This window comes from Clostridioides sp. ZZV15-6597 (assembly GCF_020657815.1).
Taxonomy (GTDB): domain Bacteria; phylum Bacillota; class Clostridia; order Peptostreptococcales; family Peptostreptococcaceae; genus Clostridioides.
Genome location: NZ_JAGWCT010000082.1, coordinates 1 through 17,203, shown reverse-complemented (window position 1 = coordinate 17,203; position 17,203 = coordinate 1). Strand labels below are relative to the sequence as shown.

At 28.1% G+C, this 17,203-nt stretch carries 14 protein-coding genes; 7 read left to right on the top strand and 7 right to left on the bottom strand.

Annotation, left to right across the window (positions count from 1 at the left end):
* Positions 1 to 268: 268 nt before the first annotated feature.
* The 4 genes from KGF52_RS15695 (at position 269) to KGF52_RS15680 (ending at position 3,500) form a co-directional block, all read left to right on the top strand.
* Entirely contained in the window at positions 269 to 958 is a 690-nt protein-coding gene (locus KGF52_RS15695; RefSeq protein WP_227840805.1) for a helix-turn-helix domain-containing protein, read from the top strand.
* A gap of 36 nt (positions 959 to 994) precedes the next feature.
* On the top strand, positions 995 to 1,693 hold the full coding sequence (locus KGF52_RS15690) for a transglutaminase-like domain-containing protein (protein WP_227840804.1): 699 nt from the start codon (positions 995 to 997) through the stop codon (positions 1,691 to 1,693).
* A gap of 146 nt (positions 1,694 to 1,839) precedes the next feature.
* The gene (locus KGF52_RS15685; protein ID WP_413894819.1) at positions 1,840 to 2,991 is read left to right on the top strand and encodes an AI-2E family transporter; all 1,152 of its coding nucleotides are present in this window, start codon (positions 1,840 to 1,842) and stop codon (positions 2,989 to 2,991) included.
* 152 nt (positions 2,992 to 3,143) lie between these two features.
* Positions 3,144 to 3,500 (top strand): hypothetical protein, encoded by a 357-nt coding sequence (locus KGF52_RS15680; protein ID WP_227840802.1) that lies wholly within the window; start codon positions 3,144 to 3,146, stop codon positions 3,498 to 3,500.
* 101 nt (positions 3,501 to 3,601) lie between these two features.
* On the opposite strand, the gene eam is transcribed toward KGF52_RS15680, so the two are convergent.
* Together eam and KGF52_RS15670 are read right to left on the bottom strand one after the other, a co-directional pair.
* Positions 3,602 to 4,870 (bottom strand): glutamate 2,3-aminomutase, encoded by a 1,269-nt coding sequence (gene eam, locus KGF52_RS15675; protein ID WP_227840801.1) that lies wholly within the window; start codon positions 4,868 to 4,870, stop codon positions 3,602 to 3,604.
* Positions 4,871 to 5,249: 379 nt separating this feature from the next.
* The gene (locus KGF52_RS15670) at positions 5,250 to 6,653 is read right to left on the bottom strand and encodes a PLP-dependent aminotransferase family protein (RefSeq protein ID WP_227840800.1); all 1,404 of its coding nucleotides are present in this window, start codon (positions 6,651 to 6,653) and stop codon (positions 5,250 to 5,252) included.
* A gap of 126 nt (positions 6,654 to 6,779) precedes the next feature.
* On the opposite strand from KGF52_RS15670, the gene KGF52_RS15665 reads away from it, so the two are divergent.
* The gene (locus KGF52_RS15665) at positions 6,780 to 7,481 is read left to right on the top strand and encodes an aspartate/glutamate racemase family protein (protein WP_227840799.1); all 702 of its coding nucleotides are present in this window, start codon (positions 6,780 to 6,782) and stop codon (positions 7,479 to 7,481) included.
* A 151-nt stretch (positions 7,482 to 7,632) separates the two neighbouring features.
* On the opposite strand, the gene KGF52_RS15660 is transcribed toward KGF52_RS15665, so the two are convergent.
* On the bottom strand, positions 7,633 to 9,174 hold the full coding sequence (locus KGF52_RS15660) for a hypothetical protein (RefSeq protein ID WP_227840798.1): 1,542 nt from the start codon (positions 9,172 to 9,174) through the stop codon (positions 7,633 to 7,635).
* A gap of 274 nt (positions 9,175 to 9,448) precedes the next feature.
* On the opposite strand from KGF52_RS15660, the gene KGF52_RS15655 reads away from it, so the two are divergent.
* Entirely contained in the window at positions 9,449 to 10,498 is a 1,050-nt protein-coding gene (locus KGF52_RS15655; RefSeq protein WP_227840797.1) for a PTS sugar transporter subunit IIC, read from the top strand.
* A gap of 50 nt (positions 10,499 to 10,548) precedes the next feature.
* Here the strand turns inward: KGF52_RS15655 and KGF52_RS15650 are convergent, their stop codons facing one another.
* Positions 10,549 to 11,583 carry a DUF6398 domain-containing protein gene (locus KGF52_RS15650; RefSeq protein WP_227840796.1) on the bottom strand — a complete coding sequence of 345 codons (1,035 nt, stop codon included), beginning with the start codon at positions 11,581 to 11,583 and terminating at the stop codon, positions 10,549 to 10,551.
* 17 nt (positions 11,584 to 11,600) lie between these two features.
* Positions 11,601 to 11,948: a cupin domain-containing protein gene (locus tag KGF52_RS15645; RefSeq protein WP_227840795.1), complete on the bottom strand. Its 348-nt coding sequence runs from the start codon at positions 11,946 to 11,948 to the stop codon at positions 11,601 to 11,603.
* A gap of 255 nt (positions 11,949 to 12,203) precedes the next feature.
* Here KGF52_RS15645 and KGF52_RS15640 point away from each other — a divergent pair, with 255 nt between their 5' ends.
* Positions 12,204 to 13,586 carry a peptide MFS transporter gene (locus tag KGF52_RS15640; RefSeq protein ID WP_227840794.1) on the top strand — a complete coding sequence of 461 codons (1,383 nt, stop codon included), beginning with the start codon at positions 12,204 to 12,206 and terminating at the stop codon, positions 13,584 to 13,586.
* A gap of 84 nt (positions 13,587 to 13,670) precedes the next feature.
* Here the strand turns inward: KGF52_RS15640 and KGF52_RS15635 are convergent, their stop codons facing one another.
* Together KGF52_RS15635 and KGF52_RS15630 are read right to left on the bottom strand one after the other, a co-directional pair.
* The gene (locus KGF52_RS15635; RefSeq protein ID WP_227840793.1) at positions 13,671 to 15,464 is read right to left on the bottom strand and encodes an aminopeptidase P family protein; all 1,794 of its coding nucleotides are present in this window, start codon (positions 15,462 to 15,464) and stop codon (positions 13,671 to 13,673) included.
* A gap of 237 nt (positions 15,465 to 15,701) precedes the next feature.
* The gene (locus tag KGF52_RS15630) at positions 15,702 to 17,093 is read right to left on the bottom strand and encodes a peptide MFS transporter (RefSeq protein WP_227840792.1); all 1,392 of its coding nucleotides are present in this window, start codon (positions 17,091 to 17,093) and stop codon (positions 15,702 to 15,704) included.
* Positions 17,094 to 17,203: the final 110 nt, after the last annotated feature.

The window sequence follows — 17,203 nt, the reverse complement described above, 5'->3', positions numbered from 1 at the left end:
ATATAGGTCCAATATTCTATAAAATAAAATTAATTCACTATAAAAGTAATCTAACTTTAAAACAATTGAACAAAATTAAAATCTAAAGTATAATAAAATAAAAATTTCACTAATCTTACTGAAAAATACTGTACATTTAACCTGTATTTCCTCAATAAGAAAAATGTTTGGAGGTAATTTTATTAATTATATAATTATGTCAAATAATCATATTTCTTCGTTTACAAATTCTATTCAATCAAAGAAGCATAAACATTGGATGTTACAATTGTTTATAGGAATTGAAGATAATTTAAATATAACTATAGATGGCAATGATATAGAAGGTAAATGCATTATTGTAGATAGTAATATAGAACATTGTTTTTCAACAGGAGAAGAAGTATGTTTTACTATGTTAATTGAACCAACATCATCACTTGCATTGAGTCTTAAATCAAAATATATTGACAAAATTAAGGGTTATGGAATTATAGATATTCATAATACTAAACATATACAAGAAAAATATTTTAACTTTTTAAAAAATCATGATAAAGAAGGTTATTTAAATTTTACAAATTCTGTGTTCAAATATCTTAATGTTGATCAAGACAATTACACAATAGTTGATAAAAGAATTCATAAAATAATGCAAAGACTTAATGAGTGTGACTGTCATAATCATTCTATAAAAAATATTTCTGATATGGTCTTTCTTTCGCCAAGTAGACTGTCCCATATATTCAAAGAACAAACAGGAATGCCATTAAAAAGTTACATTCTCCTACATAAAATTCAAAAAGCATATTTTTTACTTTTATCTGGTAAATACTCTATAACTGATGCTGCTATGATGGCAGGTTTTGACAGTGCTTCACATCTAGCATACACCAACAAATGTATGACTGGTATGAATATTTCTGGCATATTAAAAAACAGCAAGTTTTTGAAAGTTTCAAATTACTCTAAGGTATAAAATATAGTTACACTAGATAAGGGAGAATTCTATTTTATGAAAAGATATTTATCAGAAAGTACATTATTAGACTTTAGAGCAAAAAATATTCAAGAACTTATTAGCAAACATAATTGGAATCAATTAGATAATTTTAATAAAATCAAACAAATTTATAACTTTATTAGAGATGACATCAACTTTGGTTTCAATGCAAGTGACAATATATCCGCAAGTAAAATACTAAAAGATGGATATGGACAATGTAATACAAAAACTATACTTACTATGGCACTTTTAAGAGGAGTTGACATTCCATGTAGGATTCATGGTTTTACTCTAGACAAAAGAGTTCAATTAGAACTCTTAGGAATTATTTACAAAATTGCACCTACAGAAATCATTCACACATGGACAGAAGTATACTATGAAAAGCAATGGTATAAATTAGAAGGTCTTATTTTAGACAAAAATTATCTTACAAGTATTCAGCAGAAATACAATAACTGTCAAGGCTCATTTTATGGATGGGGTATTGCCACTAAAGATTTTCAAAATCCTCAAATATCTTGGAATGTAAATCATACATTTATTCAAAAAGAAGGAATAATTGATGATTTGGGAATCTTTGATACTCCAGATGATTTTTTTAATAAATATAGTCAAAAGATAGGATGGTATAAAAATTTTTTATATAAACATGTTGGAAGGCACTATATAAATAGAAATGTACAGAGAATTAGAAACGAATTGTAATTATTTATATTTGTAATATGTAAATTTAAGAAAATAAAAATAATATTTAGATAAAACTTTCAATATATTGTACACTTATCAAATTTCATATTAATCATACTATATTAATACTACTTTTTATTGTATAATAAGCTATAAATATTAACTTGATTTTAAATTTAACTAAATCTAAACTTAATAAATATAAGAAAGGTTGTGTTGTTTTGCAGGATAAAAAAATTTATTTAAATATTGTACTTACTGTAGTTATTTCATATATTTTGATTAAAGTTATTGATAATTACAAATATTTTTTTGGAGTAATAAGTTTGCTGATGTCATTACTAACTCCATTTATAATAGCATTTGTATTAGCATATGTATTTAATCCACTAGTAAAATTTTTGGAAAATAAACTTAATTTTAAAAGGATATATTCTTTACTTCTTACTTATGGTGTACTAATAGTTATACTAGTATCTTTTATACTATTTACAGTTCCCTCAATAGTAAATAGTTTAGCTGACTTAGTAACTCAAGTTCCTATATATATAGATAAAACGGAACAATTCTTATTTGATTTAGGCAAAAGTTTACAATCAGTAGACCCTAATACATTAAAAGAATACGGTGATAAAATTATGAGTGTAATGCCTAAGTTTAGTAACTTACTTATTGGTTCACTTGGAGGAATATTTAGTACTACCTTCTCTGTTGGAAAATTTATAGTACAATTCCTTTTAGGTTTTATAATTTGTTTCTATCTATTATTAGAAAAAGAAAAGTTCTTATCATTTACAAAAAAAGTTGTTTATATTTCTTTAGGTAAAAAATATGGAGACTTTATAATAGAATTGTGTCAAAGTTTGAACTTAAATATTGGTAAATACTTTACAGGTAAGATTTTAGATTCTTTTATAGTTGGACTACTTTCTGGAATTGGTCTATACTTTTTAAAGTCTGAATATGCACTATTGTTTGGTACACTAATGGGTATTATGAATATGGTTCCATACTTTGGTCCAGTAATAGGTATGACACCAGTTGTAGTAATTAACTTATTCTACAATCCTACAACTGCGTTAACTTGCTTGATTTACTTAATAATAATTCAACAAGTTGAAGTTACATTTATAGAACCAAAAATCGTAGGTGGACAACTAGGTCTTAGTCCATTTTTTACAATACTAGCAGTTACTGTTGGTGGAGGATTTTTTGGAATACCTGGTATGATTTTATCAGCTCCTGTTATGGGCGTTATAAAAATATATTTTTGTGAATTTGTTAATCGTAGACATGATAAAATACAAATGGAATAAAAATACAATTTAATTACGATTTTGTAATCAAAGGTTACAGCTGTGTAACTGTAATATTATCCTCTTTAATGGTAATATTTAATTATAGAAAACATATAATATTATTAAGTAATAAATATCTTATATAATTAATTACGAAAGAGGGTTTTAGTATGAAAAAAGCACTTATATCTTTATTAGTTTTATCTTGTTTGTTATTAACTGCACCAGTAAATGAATCTTCTTATGCTGATTCTCAAAAGAATGTTCCTGTAAGTCAAGATACTAAATTGACTCAAGAACAAGCTAAAGAACTTTTAGTAAAATACAACAATAAAGTTGATTACATATATCAAGGAAATGCTAGCGATTTTGAAGCATTAAAAGCTAAAAATCTTAATGGATATGTATTTTTACCAGATGCAGATGGTGACATTGGTTACTTTGTAAATGAAAATACTTCTGAGATATATTACTTCCATCCAAGTGGATACCTTGAATTGGTTAATCAACAACAAAATAATAAATAAAATAAATAACTAATATAAAAATGGATGCAAATTGATATAAATTTAGCATCCATTTTATTTTTATTTTAAAGTTGTTTCTTTTTGTATATTTAAATATTTTATTAATCCTGCGCTTGCTCTTTTATAAGTTTCTTTATATCTACAGCTGGTTCATCTTCCATTTTTATAACTTTTCCTTCCCATGTTCTAAGCATCACATAATCTGTTCCTTTTGATACAAGATATTGTGGAAGTAATGGAGTCTTACCGCCTCCTTTTGGAGCATTAACTATATATGTTGGTATTGCCATTCCAGATGTATATCCTCTTAGATATTCCATTATTTCAAGACCATCATCTACTGATGTATTGAAATGTTTTGTTCCTTTTACATGTTTGCTTTGGAATATATAGTAAGGTTTCACTCTTATTTTAAGCAATTCTTGATTTAAACATCTCATTACAAATTTATCATTATTTATACCATTTAATAACACTGCTTGATTTCCTAATGGTACACCTGCATTTGCTAATTTTTCACATGCCTCTTTAGATTCTTTAGTTATTTCCATTGGATGATTAAAATGTGTATTTATATATATAGGATGATATTTTTTTAGCATATTACAAAAATCATCTGTAACTCTTTGTGGCATTGTAACAAGAGTTCTAGTTCCTAATCTAACATAATCAACATGTGGTATTTCTTTAAGTTGGCTAAGAATCCATTCTAAATAATCATCTTTTAATGTAAGAGTATCTCCACCAGTTACTAATACATCTCTTATTTCTTCATTTTCTCTAATATAGTCTATAGATTCTTGTATAACAGCTTTTGACTTATGAGAATCTTGTTGACCAATATTTCTTCTTCTTTGGCAATGTCTACAATACATAGCACATTCATTTGTTACATTTATTATTAATCTATCTGGATATCTTCTAGTTATACATCCTGCTGGATTTGTATACTCTTCTCCCATTGGGTCTAAATCATCTTGTTCATCTTCCAATTCTATATGTGTTGGTATAGAAAGTAATTTTATAGGGTCACATATATCATCTGGGTCTATCAAACTCAGATAATATGGAGATATTGCCCATCTAAATTGAGTACCAACTTCTTCTATATATTCTTTTTCTTTTTTAGTTAGATTAATAATCTTTGATAAAGTATCTACATCTGTGATTCTATTTGATAATTGCCATTTGTAATTATTCCAGTCTTCTTCTGTTCCATTTAATATGCTTAATATCTTTTGTTTTCGTTTATTTATCTCTTCTTCTTTTTCAAGACCTCTGTTAATTGTTTTCCTAGCCTGAATATAATCATCAATTTTTGATTTTAGTTCAGCAGCTCTCTCTAAGGATATTCTAGTTTGTTCATTCATAATTTTTAGCTACCAAAATTAATTAATTTCCATTATTGATAGCATCCTCCTTTCTGGTGTGTTTATATCATTCTGATAGGCAAATTTAATTTTGCCATATAGATTTTATAACATATGAAATTGATTTTATTTTTGCATTTTTTCTGTTATTTTATACATTTATGAATATTTTCCCACTATCGTCAATAAATTACAATTTATTATGCATTTTTTTTAACAAATGATTAATTATTTCTATTTTTAAGAATTATTTTACCATAAAATGATTATATTTTCAAGATGATTAAAGTTAAAATTTTAATAGAAAGTAAAGTATTTCATCAAATAATAAAAGCGGAGGTTTATTATAATAAATTTCTCCGCATTTTTATTTATTTAATTAAATTATAGGAAAATCGCTCTGATTTTTAAGAAGTGACTTTATTGTATTCAACCCTTTCTCTAATTCTTCTACATCTTTTGGAGCTGTTACACAAATACGAACAGCTTTTGGCACAATAGAATTACCAACTGAAAAACGTTCAGCACAATATACCTGAACACCTAAATTTTTTGCATATATCTCAAATGAGTTTCCATCCCATCCATCTGGAAGAATCAGCCAACGAAAACTACAATTTTTATCGCCAATTAAATTATAATCAGATAAAATCTTATTAGCAGCTTCATTTCTTTTTATAATTTCATCTTTTCTTTCTTCAATAATCTTATTTATAATAGGAGAATGCAGTAAACGATGTACTATTTCTGCATTAAATGGGGAAACCATCAAATTCATATTATATAATGCATTTTCTAGACTTCCTATATAACGTTTTGGAGCAACTACAAACGCTACTCTAAGCCCAGCACAGATAAATTTAGATGTACTAAAAATATATATAGTATTATTACTAGCTAAAGAAAATACTGGAGCTTGTAAATCCGGTTTAAAAATACTATTTATAGCATCTTCAATAATTATGATATTATACTTTTTTGCTATCTCTGCTATTTTCTTACGTGATAAGTTAGACATAGAATGTGTTGTTGGATTATGATAATCTGGAATGATATATATACCTTTTATGTTTTCATTTTTACAATAATTTCCAAGAGACTCGATTGACATTTCATTATTCTCTTGGGGAATTGGAACTAATTGAATACCTATCATTTTAGCTATTGACTTGATTCCAGAAAAACTCAATGAATCTGTTGCAATTCTATCTCCAGCCTTAAATAACCCTAATAAAGTAGCGCATATAGCATTTTGTCCACCTGTAGATAAAAGTACATTTTCTTCTTTAGTATATATATTATTTCTTTCTAACCATTTTGCAATTGATTTTTTTTGCATGTGTGTACCTGATGGAGACATATATTGAAGAAATTTTTCCATTTCTGGTTGTTTTAATACATTTTTAATAAAATTGATAATATATGTATTTTGTTCATAAGGAGGATGTACTGTACCAAGTTCAATTATACCTTTTGATTCTGTTTGATAAAGCAATGTATTGCTTACATTTACATCAGAAGAAACAAAGGTCCCTTTTCCTACTTTTGCACATATTAATCCTTTTTCTTCACAAAGTTTAAATGCCCGTGTTATTGTACTTAAATTTAAATCAAGAAAATCTGCTAATTCTCGTTGTGGAGGTAATTTATCTCCAGGATTTAAATTTCCTTTTTCAATGTCTTCTTCTAACAATCTTGCTAAAGTTTTATATATTGGTGGTTTTCGATTGTTTAATTGTGGTTTCCATGTCATTGGATAATTTTCAAATGAATTTATTGGCATATAATTACTCCTTTTAAAGATAATTGTCCTCCATACAATTTTATCATTGTATGCTTATATTTTAGATGCTATACTTGTATTTGTAAATAGCTATTACAAAATAAATAGAATGAAAAGGTGATGAATATGAAGACTATAGGCTTAATCGGGGGAATGAGTTGGGAGAGCACCATTACATATTATCAAGTTATAAATACAGTAATCAAGGAAAAATTAGGAGGATTACATTCTTCTAAATGTATACTTTATAGCGTAGATTTTCAAGAAATTGAAGAATGTCAATCTAGCGGAAATTGGGAAAAAAGTGCCAAAATCTTATCTGATGCTGCAATTAATTTACAAGACGCAGGAGCAAACTTTATTGTTATATGTACTAATACTATGCATAAGGTTGCACATAAAATTCAACAAAATATATCTATTCCACTTTTACACATCGCAAATGTGACTGCTGATGAGTTAAAAGAAAAGAAAATCAAAAAGGTAGCTTTATTGGGTACTAAGTATACAATGGAACAAGATTTTTATAAAAATATAATTATAAATAGTGGAATTGAGGTTTTAATACCAAATGAAGAAGAACGTTCAATAGTAAATAACACTATATTCAATGAGCTTTGCTTAGGAATTGTATCTAAATCCTCTAAAAAATCTTTTTTATCTATTATAGATAAACTTGTTAACCAAGGAGCAGAAGGCGTTATCTTAGGATGTACAGAAATAGGTCTTCTAATTCAGCAAAATGATACTTCTGTTCCACTATTTGATACAACTCTAATACATGCAACACAGGCAGCATTAGATTCAATTGTAGATGATATTAACTAGCAATAAATATTTTTTACACTAAAAATTTAACACCAGTATGTTTCAATAAAATAAAAAGGATAGTATGATTACCCCCATACTATCCTCTTCTTATAATGATTTAATTTCTCAATAAATCATAAATTTAACACTTCTAAATTTTTGTATAAATTTATCTTACATTTATAACATCGCTATTTTTAGAATTTTGTCCATCGTAATTTGCAACTACATAGATATCTAAATTTAAATCTCCTTCAGGAATACTTATAGTATGTTCATTCCCTTGTATGTCACTTTGATACAAAGTAAACTCACCATCTCCATTAGTATTATTTTTTACATATATACTATAGGTACATTCTTTATGAGATACACTACTCCAGTTAACTCTAATAACATTATTATCTCTGTCAACATTAGCTGATATATTTTCAACCTTCATGTTTTGTATGCTATCATTATTATCTGAGTTGCCATTACCATTCACATTAGTAATGTTTATTACATTACTTGGCTTAGTTGTATCTGAGTCTTTCTTACCTAGAACATAAATATCATAATCTATACTCTGACTATCTTTTACATCAATTTCTATAGTAGCATATATCTTTTGGGATTTACCTAAATCACTCTCATTTATAGTTATAGATTTAATTTTCTTAAATGATTCTCCTGATAATTTGTCTTTAAGATATATATCATAGTCAAAAACGTCTTTCATATAATCCCATTCAAGTTTAATAATAACTTTGTTATTTACTATTTTATGTGAACCTACTAAATTTTGTATATAGTCATTAGTTATAGTTTCTTTGACTACTGTTACAGTTATTATCTTAGACTTATCTCCACAAGTTATCCTTACTCTTTCTTTACCTTCTCTAAGACCTACTACACTTCCATCACTACTTAGACTTATAGCTCTTTCTACAGGTAATTTTGAATCCGCCAACTCATAGTGTATTTTTGGTGGTTCTAATCCTGGTGGAGAAGTTATTATATCTGGTTTTAGTTTCTCATTTTGGTCAACTTCTATTTTTATATTATTCATATTTATCTCAGCAACTATAGCTTGAATTCTAAAAGTTCTCTCAACTTCTTTGTTTCCACACTTAGCATATATTACAGCTTTTCCAACTCCAACTGCACTTACTTTGTTTCCTTTAATTTTTAAAACATCTTCGTTGCTACTTTTGTAAATTGGTTTATATGATTTTTTAAACTTCTCATAGTCAACCTCTATTGTACTCTCTATAGTGGCACTATCACCAACATGTTTTAACTCTCCATTAATTTCCATATCTAAAGATTCTACTTCTGGGTCTACTACTTTTATAGTAGCTTTTTTTAGTACTCTCGAATTTTTCATAATACCAACAGAAGAATACCCAACCTTTAATGCTGTCATCTTATTTCCTTCTATTTTTAGAGTCCCTGAATTATCTAAAACATTAAACCAAATATTTGGATCTTTAGCATATGAAGGAACTTTAATATATTCACCAGTAGACAAGGTAACTGTTTCGTTTAATTTTACTACATATTTATCTATATCTTTAACATATTCCCCATCTACAATTTCAATTTCTACTCCTTTTACCATTGGTCTAAATATTCCAAATTTAAAAAGGTAGTACTGCGCAACAAGCAATATAGGAATAGATATAATTATGGCAATTTTTCTGTATTTCTTATTTTCTACAAATCTCATCTATCCACTTCCTTTTAGCCTAGTATATGATCATTTGTTTTGTAAGCAATCTACCTAAGTTAAATATTGGGATAAACTGGAAAATTATTATATTTCAGAATATCCCTATACTAATTATAAACCATAAATTTAAAATTTAAAACTAAATTTACTGTTATTTTATTGCTATTAAAATACTTTTAAATTAGTGAAATAACATTTGTCTTGTCAGCTGAAAAGTTATATAATTAATTAAAAAGAAATTATATTTGTATTATATGAGGAGGATTTTAAATTGGAAATCAATTGCAAAAAAAGAAATTTTAAATCATTTGCTAAAAGCAAAAATATTGAAATTTCTGTTCAAAGGTATCTTATTGACGCATTAAGTTATATGGCACTCGGCCTTTTTTCTTCCCTTTTAATTGGAACAATTTTTAACACATTAGGAGATAACTTTAACATATCTCTTTTTACTGAAGTTATAAGCCCACTCGCTAAGCAAGTTACAGGTCCAGCTATTGCAGTAGCTATTGCATATGGACTTCAAGCTCCTCCCCTTGTACTATTTTCTTGTGCACTTGTTGGTGCTTGTGGTAATGAATTAGGAGGACCTGTTGGTGCATTTGTCGCTACACTTTTTGCGGTAGAAATTGGAAAATTAGTTTCAAAAGAAACAAAGGTAGACATATTAGTTACACCTGCTGTAACAATATTAATAGGAGTACTTGTGGCAGAACTTATTGGACCAGCAGTTTCTGCATTTATGACTTCATTTGGAAACATAATAATGCAAGCAACAACTATGCAACCTATAATAATGGGAGCTATTGTCTCTGCACTTGTTGGAATAGCTCTTACACTACCCATAAGTAGTGCAGCTATTTGTATGATGTTAAGTTTGGGAGGGCTTGCTGGTGGAGCAGCAACTGTCGGTTGTTGTTGCCAAATGATAGGTTTTGCTGTTATGAGTTTTAGAGAAAATGGAGTAGGAGGTCTTGTAGCTCAAGGACTTGGTACATCCATGCTCCAAGTTCCCAATATAATAAAAAACTGGAAAATTTGGATACCACCTACAATAGCTTCAATAATACTTGGCCCATTATCTACAACAATATTTAAAATGGAAAATATACCTATTGGCTCTGGTATGGGAACTTGTGGATTAGTTGGACAATTTGGAACAGTAACTGCCATGCAAAGTGCTGGAAAAGGTGGCATAACTATGTGGGTTGGTATACTTTTACTTAACTTTATACTTCCTGCTATTGTAACTCTAATAATATCAGAATTTATGAGAAAAAAAGGTATGATAAAACCAGGCGATTTAAAATTAGACGTATAAATAAAAAAACTACTCCTTACTTTTTTATAAGTAATAAGGAGTAGTTCTTTTTATGAAAATTCCAACATTTTTTTCAATAACCAATCCATAGAACCTTTAACTTCATTCCAAAGTACTATATTTTCATCATAGTAATAGACAGCTTCTCCCTTTTCTTCTGCTGTAACAAACTCTCTACCAAAGGCATTTCGCCAATCTATTAAATATAATCCAATATATTTGTTTTTATTTTTAGCACTTTTAATAGCATCACTTGCTAAAAACATATTTTTATTTTTAAAATAATAAAGAGCTTTGCTATACATCCATGTAGCAGACTTTTCTTCTTTATACATTTCAAATAAATTATTTATTGCTGTTCTATCATTTAACCTAATTAATACATTGAGCAATTTATACCTTATTCCTTGCTCATCATCAGGATTGATTTCTATTAAATACTCTAATACCTTTCTAGCTTCTTTTAAATTATCAATACTCTCTAACTTCCTAGCAAGAGACTCAAGTGCTACCATATAAGCTCTAGTAGATATACCTTTCCAAAATCCAAGTTGTCTATCTTCTTTAGTAATCATGCTTTTCCCAATATTTACAGCTTCTTCCATATACCTAATTGACTCAATATGGTTTTTAGCTTCTTGTGATAGTTTAATATATCTTTTATAAAGTATTTTTTTCTTTTCTAACTCTAAATCTATGGCTTTGGATTTAGAATTACTCTCTCTTACCCAAAACTCAATATTAGAGATAGCAATAGTATCTTGATTTAAAAAGTCAATATTACAGACTTCCTTTATCAATGATGATTTATTGTTTATAGTGTTTAAAGAAACACCTATTTGTTTTGAAAATTCCTTTTTGGTTATATGTAATGGATGCTTCTTATTATATAAGAGATTTTGCTCCAAAACTATGTTTAGTATAGCTGAAGACCATATATCAGCTCTAGAAGAATGAATTATCTCTTTATTATTATCTAAAAGGTCTTGCAAGATTTTAAAACTTATATCTTTATATTCTTGATTTAAATTGGAGTTGCAAAATCTATTTATCTTGTCTTTAATTTCTTCTATCTTGCTTGTCATGACTCCTCCTCCATATTTTACACATATAAAACTACTGCTACAAATTCAAGTTCTTCTTCCCCTACATTCTCTATAGAATGTTCTTCCCCATCAGCAGTATATATTACATCACCTTCATTTACTTCTACAAATTCCCCATTATCAAAAACTTTACCTTTCCCCTTTAATATATAATATACCTCAAAATCAGTTGTATGGTCATGCACACCAATTGAACTTCCTACTGGTAAAGTTATCCTTTTAAATAATCTTCCTTTTCCTTTAAGCTCATCAATTTGTAATATATTTTCAAGCTTAACTTTTCCAACACCACCAGTTAAATTTTCTTTTACTTCTACTTGTAATTCAGATTTCTTTCTTATCATAGCTCATCCCACCTGCCAAACAATCAATCTAACTACTAAATTGGCATATCCTTTCCATAATATGTTGTATTTTAATATAATAATAACATATATTCTTATAAAAAAATATTATTGAATCTATAAAATAATACTATTTTTACATATTATTAGGGCTTTATTTTTTTATGCCATAAGTTGACGTCTTTATAAAAAAAACATATACTCATATAGTATGGGAAAATTTTGTTAAATTATTGGTCTGGAGGTTCTCAACATATGTCAGTTTTAAAAACTCAAGAAAAACTTAAACAGCCTAAGGATTTATATTTTTGTTGTTCAATATTTACATTTGTAGGACTTGCATACTATGGTATGAAATTAGTACTCTTATTATTTTTGGCTGAACAAGTATCTAAAGGTGGTTTAGGGTTAACACCAGCAGAATCTGCATCAATGCTTGCATCTTTCTTAGCATGGACTTATTTTTCTCCGGTTATTGGTGGATGGGTTAGTGATAGATTTTTAGGTCCAAAAAATTGTATTATGCTTGGAATGATAATGGTTTCAATTGGTTACTTTTTAGGATATCTGGCAAATAGCAAAATGGATGTAAATGTCATGATATTCTTGTCTGGATTAGGAATAGGTTTTTATAAGGGAAACTTACATACCTTAGTTGGAAACTTATATACTAATGATGACCCAAGAAAAGATGGCGCTTTTTCTATTACATATATGTCTACTAATCTGGGAACATTATTTGGCCCTTTAATCTGTGGTTTGGTCGCTAATGAATGGTTTGCTATGAAAAATGGTACTTCTATAAATATGTATGGTTACAGATATGTATTTTTATTTGCTTCAATTACTGTTTTAATAGGTTTGTTATTCTTTATATTTGGTCACAAAAAATTTTATAAATCTTCAAGTAATGAATTTAGTAGTCGAAAAGAAACTATAAAGAAATCATTAGAATATAAGAAATTACTTGCTTCAAAACCATTAACTTCAGTTGAGAAAAAAAGAATAATAGTAATATTAATATTAGCTTTTTTTACAGTATTCTTTTGGATAGCATATAACCAGGCTTCTATGTCTATAGCTTTGTATACAAAAGAACACATAAATCTGACTGTTGGTAATTTTCAAATACCAACCTCATGGATAGATTCATATAATGGTCTTCTATGCGTCATCCTTGGTCCTATATCTGCTCTAATCTGGGTAAAATTATCTCAGACTAAAAAAGGTGATTTAAGTGTACCTTCAAAAATGAGTCTAGGATTTATACTATTAGCTGTGGCATTTTTATTTATGATAGTCGCAGTTATACAAACAGGAACTGACCCTAATTCACTTCAGAAAGCAAGTGTATTTTGGGTAATTGGATTTTTAACATTCCAAAGTATAGGAGAGATTTGTTTTTCTCCAGTTGGATATGGCATGGTAAATAAACTTTCACCAGAAAAATATATTTCATTCCTAATGGGTGTTTGGTTCTTAGGTAAATTTGCAGCAAATAAATTGTCTGGTTATACACAGGCTATTATAGACCATCTTGGTATGTTACAAGTATTTATAGTAATCCCTTCATTCTTATTGCTATTTGGAATTATATTACTTATAATGAATAAAAAACTTGTAGAATTATCAAAGTAAAAACTATATTTAAGTTTAATAGATAAGATATCAAAAATCGAGGCATTAAAATGCCTCGATTTATTTATAGTATTCAATTCAAAACTATATAGCTCTAGTATAAACTTTTAACCATTCTCTCTCTTCACCAGTTAGGAAAGGAGATATTTTATCATAAACTAATTTATGATACCAGTTTAAATAATCTTTTTCATCTTGATTCATTAATTCTGGAACTATACCATCTAAATCAATAGGAGCTAATGTAACAACTTCAAACTCCATAAATTGACCATAAAAATTCTTTTCAGCTTTTCTAACTACTATTTCATTTTCTGTTCTTATACCATGAGAACCTTCTATATATATACCTGGTTCATTAGTAGTTACCATACCTTCTTCAAGAACCGCACTATCAAATCTTTCAGGAACTACTCTCCATCTAAATCCATTTGGAGCTTCATGAACATTTAATACAAATCCTATACCATGTCCTGTTCCACATTGATAATCTATTCCCATATTCCACATACAGCTTCTAGATAATATATCTAGGTTGTACCCTCTACAACCATGTAAGAATTTAACCTTAGAAAGATTTATCATACCTCTTGCTACAGAAGTGAAATGTAATTTTAATTCATCACTTATAGGTCCTAATACTGTAGTTCTAGTTATATCAGTAGTTCCGTCATAGTATTGTCCACCTGAATCTACTAAGAATAGTCCTTCAGCTTCTAACTTATAGTTTGATTCTGGAGTTGCACTATAGTGCATCATAGCAGCATGCTCTTTATATGCAGCAATTGTATTGAAACTTGGTTCAAAGAATCCTTCTTGTTCTCTTCTTAGTCCCTCTAATTTTTCAGTAGCACTTATTTCAGTTATTTCCATCTTACCTACATTATTCTTTAACCAGTACATAAATTTAGTGAAAGCTACACCATCTTTAACATGTGAATTTCTTATATTCTCTAATTCTACCTCATTTTTTTGAGCCTTGAAGAACATTACTGGATTAAACTCATCAACTTTTTCAACTCCACAAGGTATATTATTGTAAATTGCATAGTTAATCTTAGTTCCATCAACTAAAACTTTTTCATCTTTATCTATATGTTTTACAAAATCATATACATCATTATATGGTTTTATTTTTACATTTTCTTTAGACAATTCATTTAATATCTCTTCATTTAATTTACTTTCATCAACAAATAAATAAACTTCTTTTAAAGTTATCACTGCATAAGAAAGTACGACTGGATTGTATTTAACATCTCCACCTCTTATATTAAATAACCATGCTATATCATCAAGAGTAGTTATTACATGAGTAGAAGTACCTTTTTCACTCATTTTTTCTCTCAATCTAGCTAACTTTGAACTAAAACTTTCTCCACAGTATTTAACATCTAATAAAAATGCTTTACTATCTGATAAAGCTGGTCTATCTGACCATATGCTATCTATTAAATCATATTGGTATTCTACTTTTATACCTTTTTTAGATAATTTTTCAGCTAATGTAGCTCCTTCTTTAGCACATATAACTTTACCATCAAAACCTAAAGTTCCACCTTCTGGAATATTTGTATATAAATATTCATCAGTAGTTGGGCAACCTTCTTGTCCCATTTTAAATAATTTTATTGTACTTCCTTCTAATTGAGATTCTGCTTGTATAAAGTATCTTCCATCTGTCCATAATCCAGCTTCATCTTTAGTCACAATAACTGTTCCAGCTGAACCATTAAATCCTGATATAAATTCTCTTGATTTGAAGTAATCTCCTACATATTCACTTTGATGATTGTCAGAAGACGGAATCATATAGGCATCAATATTTTTTTCTTCCATAAGTCTTCTTAATTCATTTACTCTGTCTTTTATATTCACAACAAGACCTCCTCAAAATAATAGTTTGAATAACTAAATATATAAGTATGTAAAGTTTATTACATAAATTTTCCTTTTATATAATCTATATAAATCTTATACACTCTAATTATCACAATTATAATTTTAATTACAATATCTATCTGTGTAAAGCTTTTTTTTCATAATTAAAGAGGAAATTACGTTTGATTTTATATTCAAATGTAATTTCCTTTATTTTCACTAATTAAGTATGGATTATTTTGTTTCTGTTAACAAATCCATTGCCATTAATTTTGTCAATATATTTCTTAATCCAAGTAATATTAAACCAAAGATTATTAAGACTCCTGCTATTCCTCCAAAGATTTGTAAAAAACCTAATGTAGCTGTAAATCCAGCAATTTTTCCTGATAACAAACTAGCAAAAAAACTTGTCAGATACCATGCACCCATAGACAATGTAGCATATTTAGCTGGAGCTAACTTATTAAACATTGCAAGACCTATAGGAGACAAAAATAACTCCCCTACAGTTGTAAATATATAGGTTACTACTATAAAAAGTATGCTAGCCTTTATTGTTCCATCTGAACCATTGGCTAATGTGGCAAATACCATAACTATAAAACCAAGACCCATTATTATCATTCCTAATCCCATTTTAACTGGAATAGAAAAATCGCCTCTTTTAGTATTAGATAATTTAACCCACAAAGCAGCTAATACAGGGCATAACGCTACACATAATATAGCATTTAATGATGTAAGCCATGCCACTGGCATTTCAAATCCAAATAGAGTTCTATTTACATTATCTCTTACATAAATCATAAATGAACTTTGTGTTTGATAGTATGCTGTCCAAAATAAAACTACAAATAAGAATAATACAACCATTGCTACTATTCTATTTTTCTCTAATTTAGTAAGTGGCCCATACTCAATTTTTTCACCTTTATTTCCCTTAGTAACTGGATGTTTTCCAACTTCTTTTAGTAGCTTTGGCGCAAGAAGTGTAAATATAATCATACCAAGCATCATACCTATACCACAAACTAAGAATGCCATCTTATATCCATAAGAGACTATATCTCCGTTTACTCCTCTTACTGCAAATACATTATCAGAAAGCAATCCACATATGATTGGAGCTATGAATGCACCTACATTTACTGCCATATAGAATAAACTATATGCTGCGTCTTTTCTTGATACCTCGGTTTTAGGATATATATCACCAACTATATTGGAACAACTTGATTTAAAAAAACCATTTCCTAAAATGATTATTGATAGACCTACCCAAACCATACTAATAGATGTAGATGATGCAAACAAAACAAAGTCACCTATTGCTATTAAAAGTGCACCTATAGATATACATTTTTGTTGACCTAAAACTTTATCTGCCAACCAGCCACCAATTAATGGTGTAAGATATATAAGACCTGTAAACAAACCAAACATTGAAGTTGCTTCTTGGGTAGAAAGTCCTAGACCACCTTGAGCTACACTCGCTGTAAAAAATAATACCAACAAAGCTGTTAATCCATAATAACTAAATCTTTCCCATAAAATTGTCATACAAACAAGCCAAAAACTCTTCGGATGACTAGCTTTTTTAGATACGCTTTCAGTATTTGACATAAAAAAACGCCCCCTTATTATTTTTATAGTTAAATTCAGTACATAAGATTAGCTTAATCATTTTAACACATACTTATAATAGCATCTTTTTTTATATTACTCAATAGATT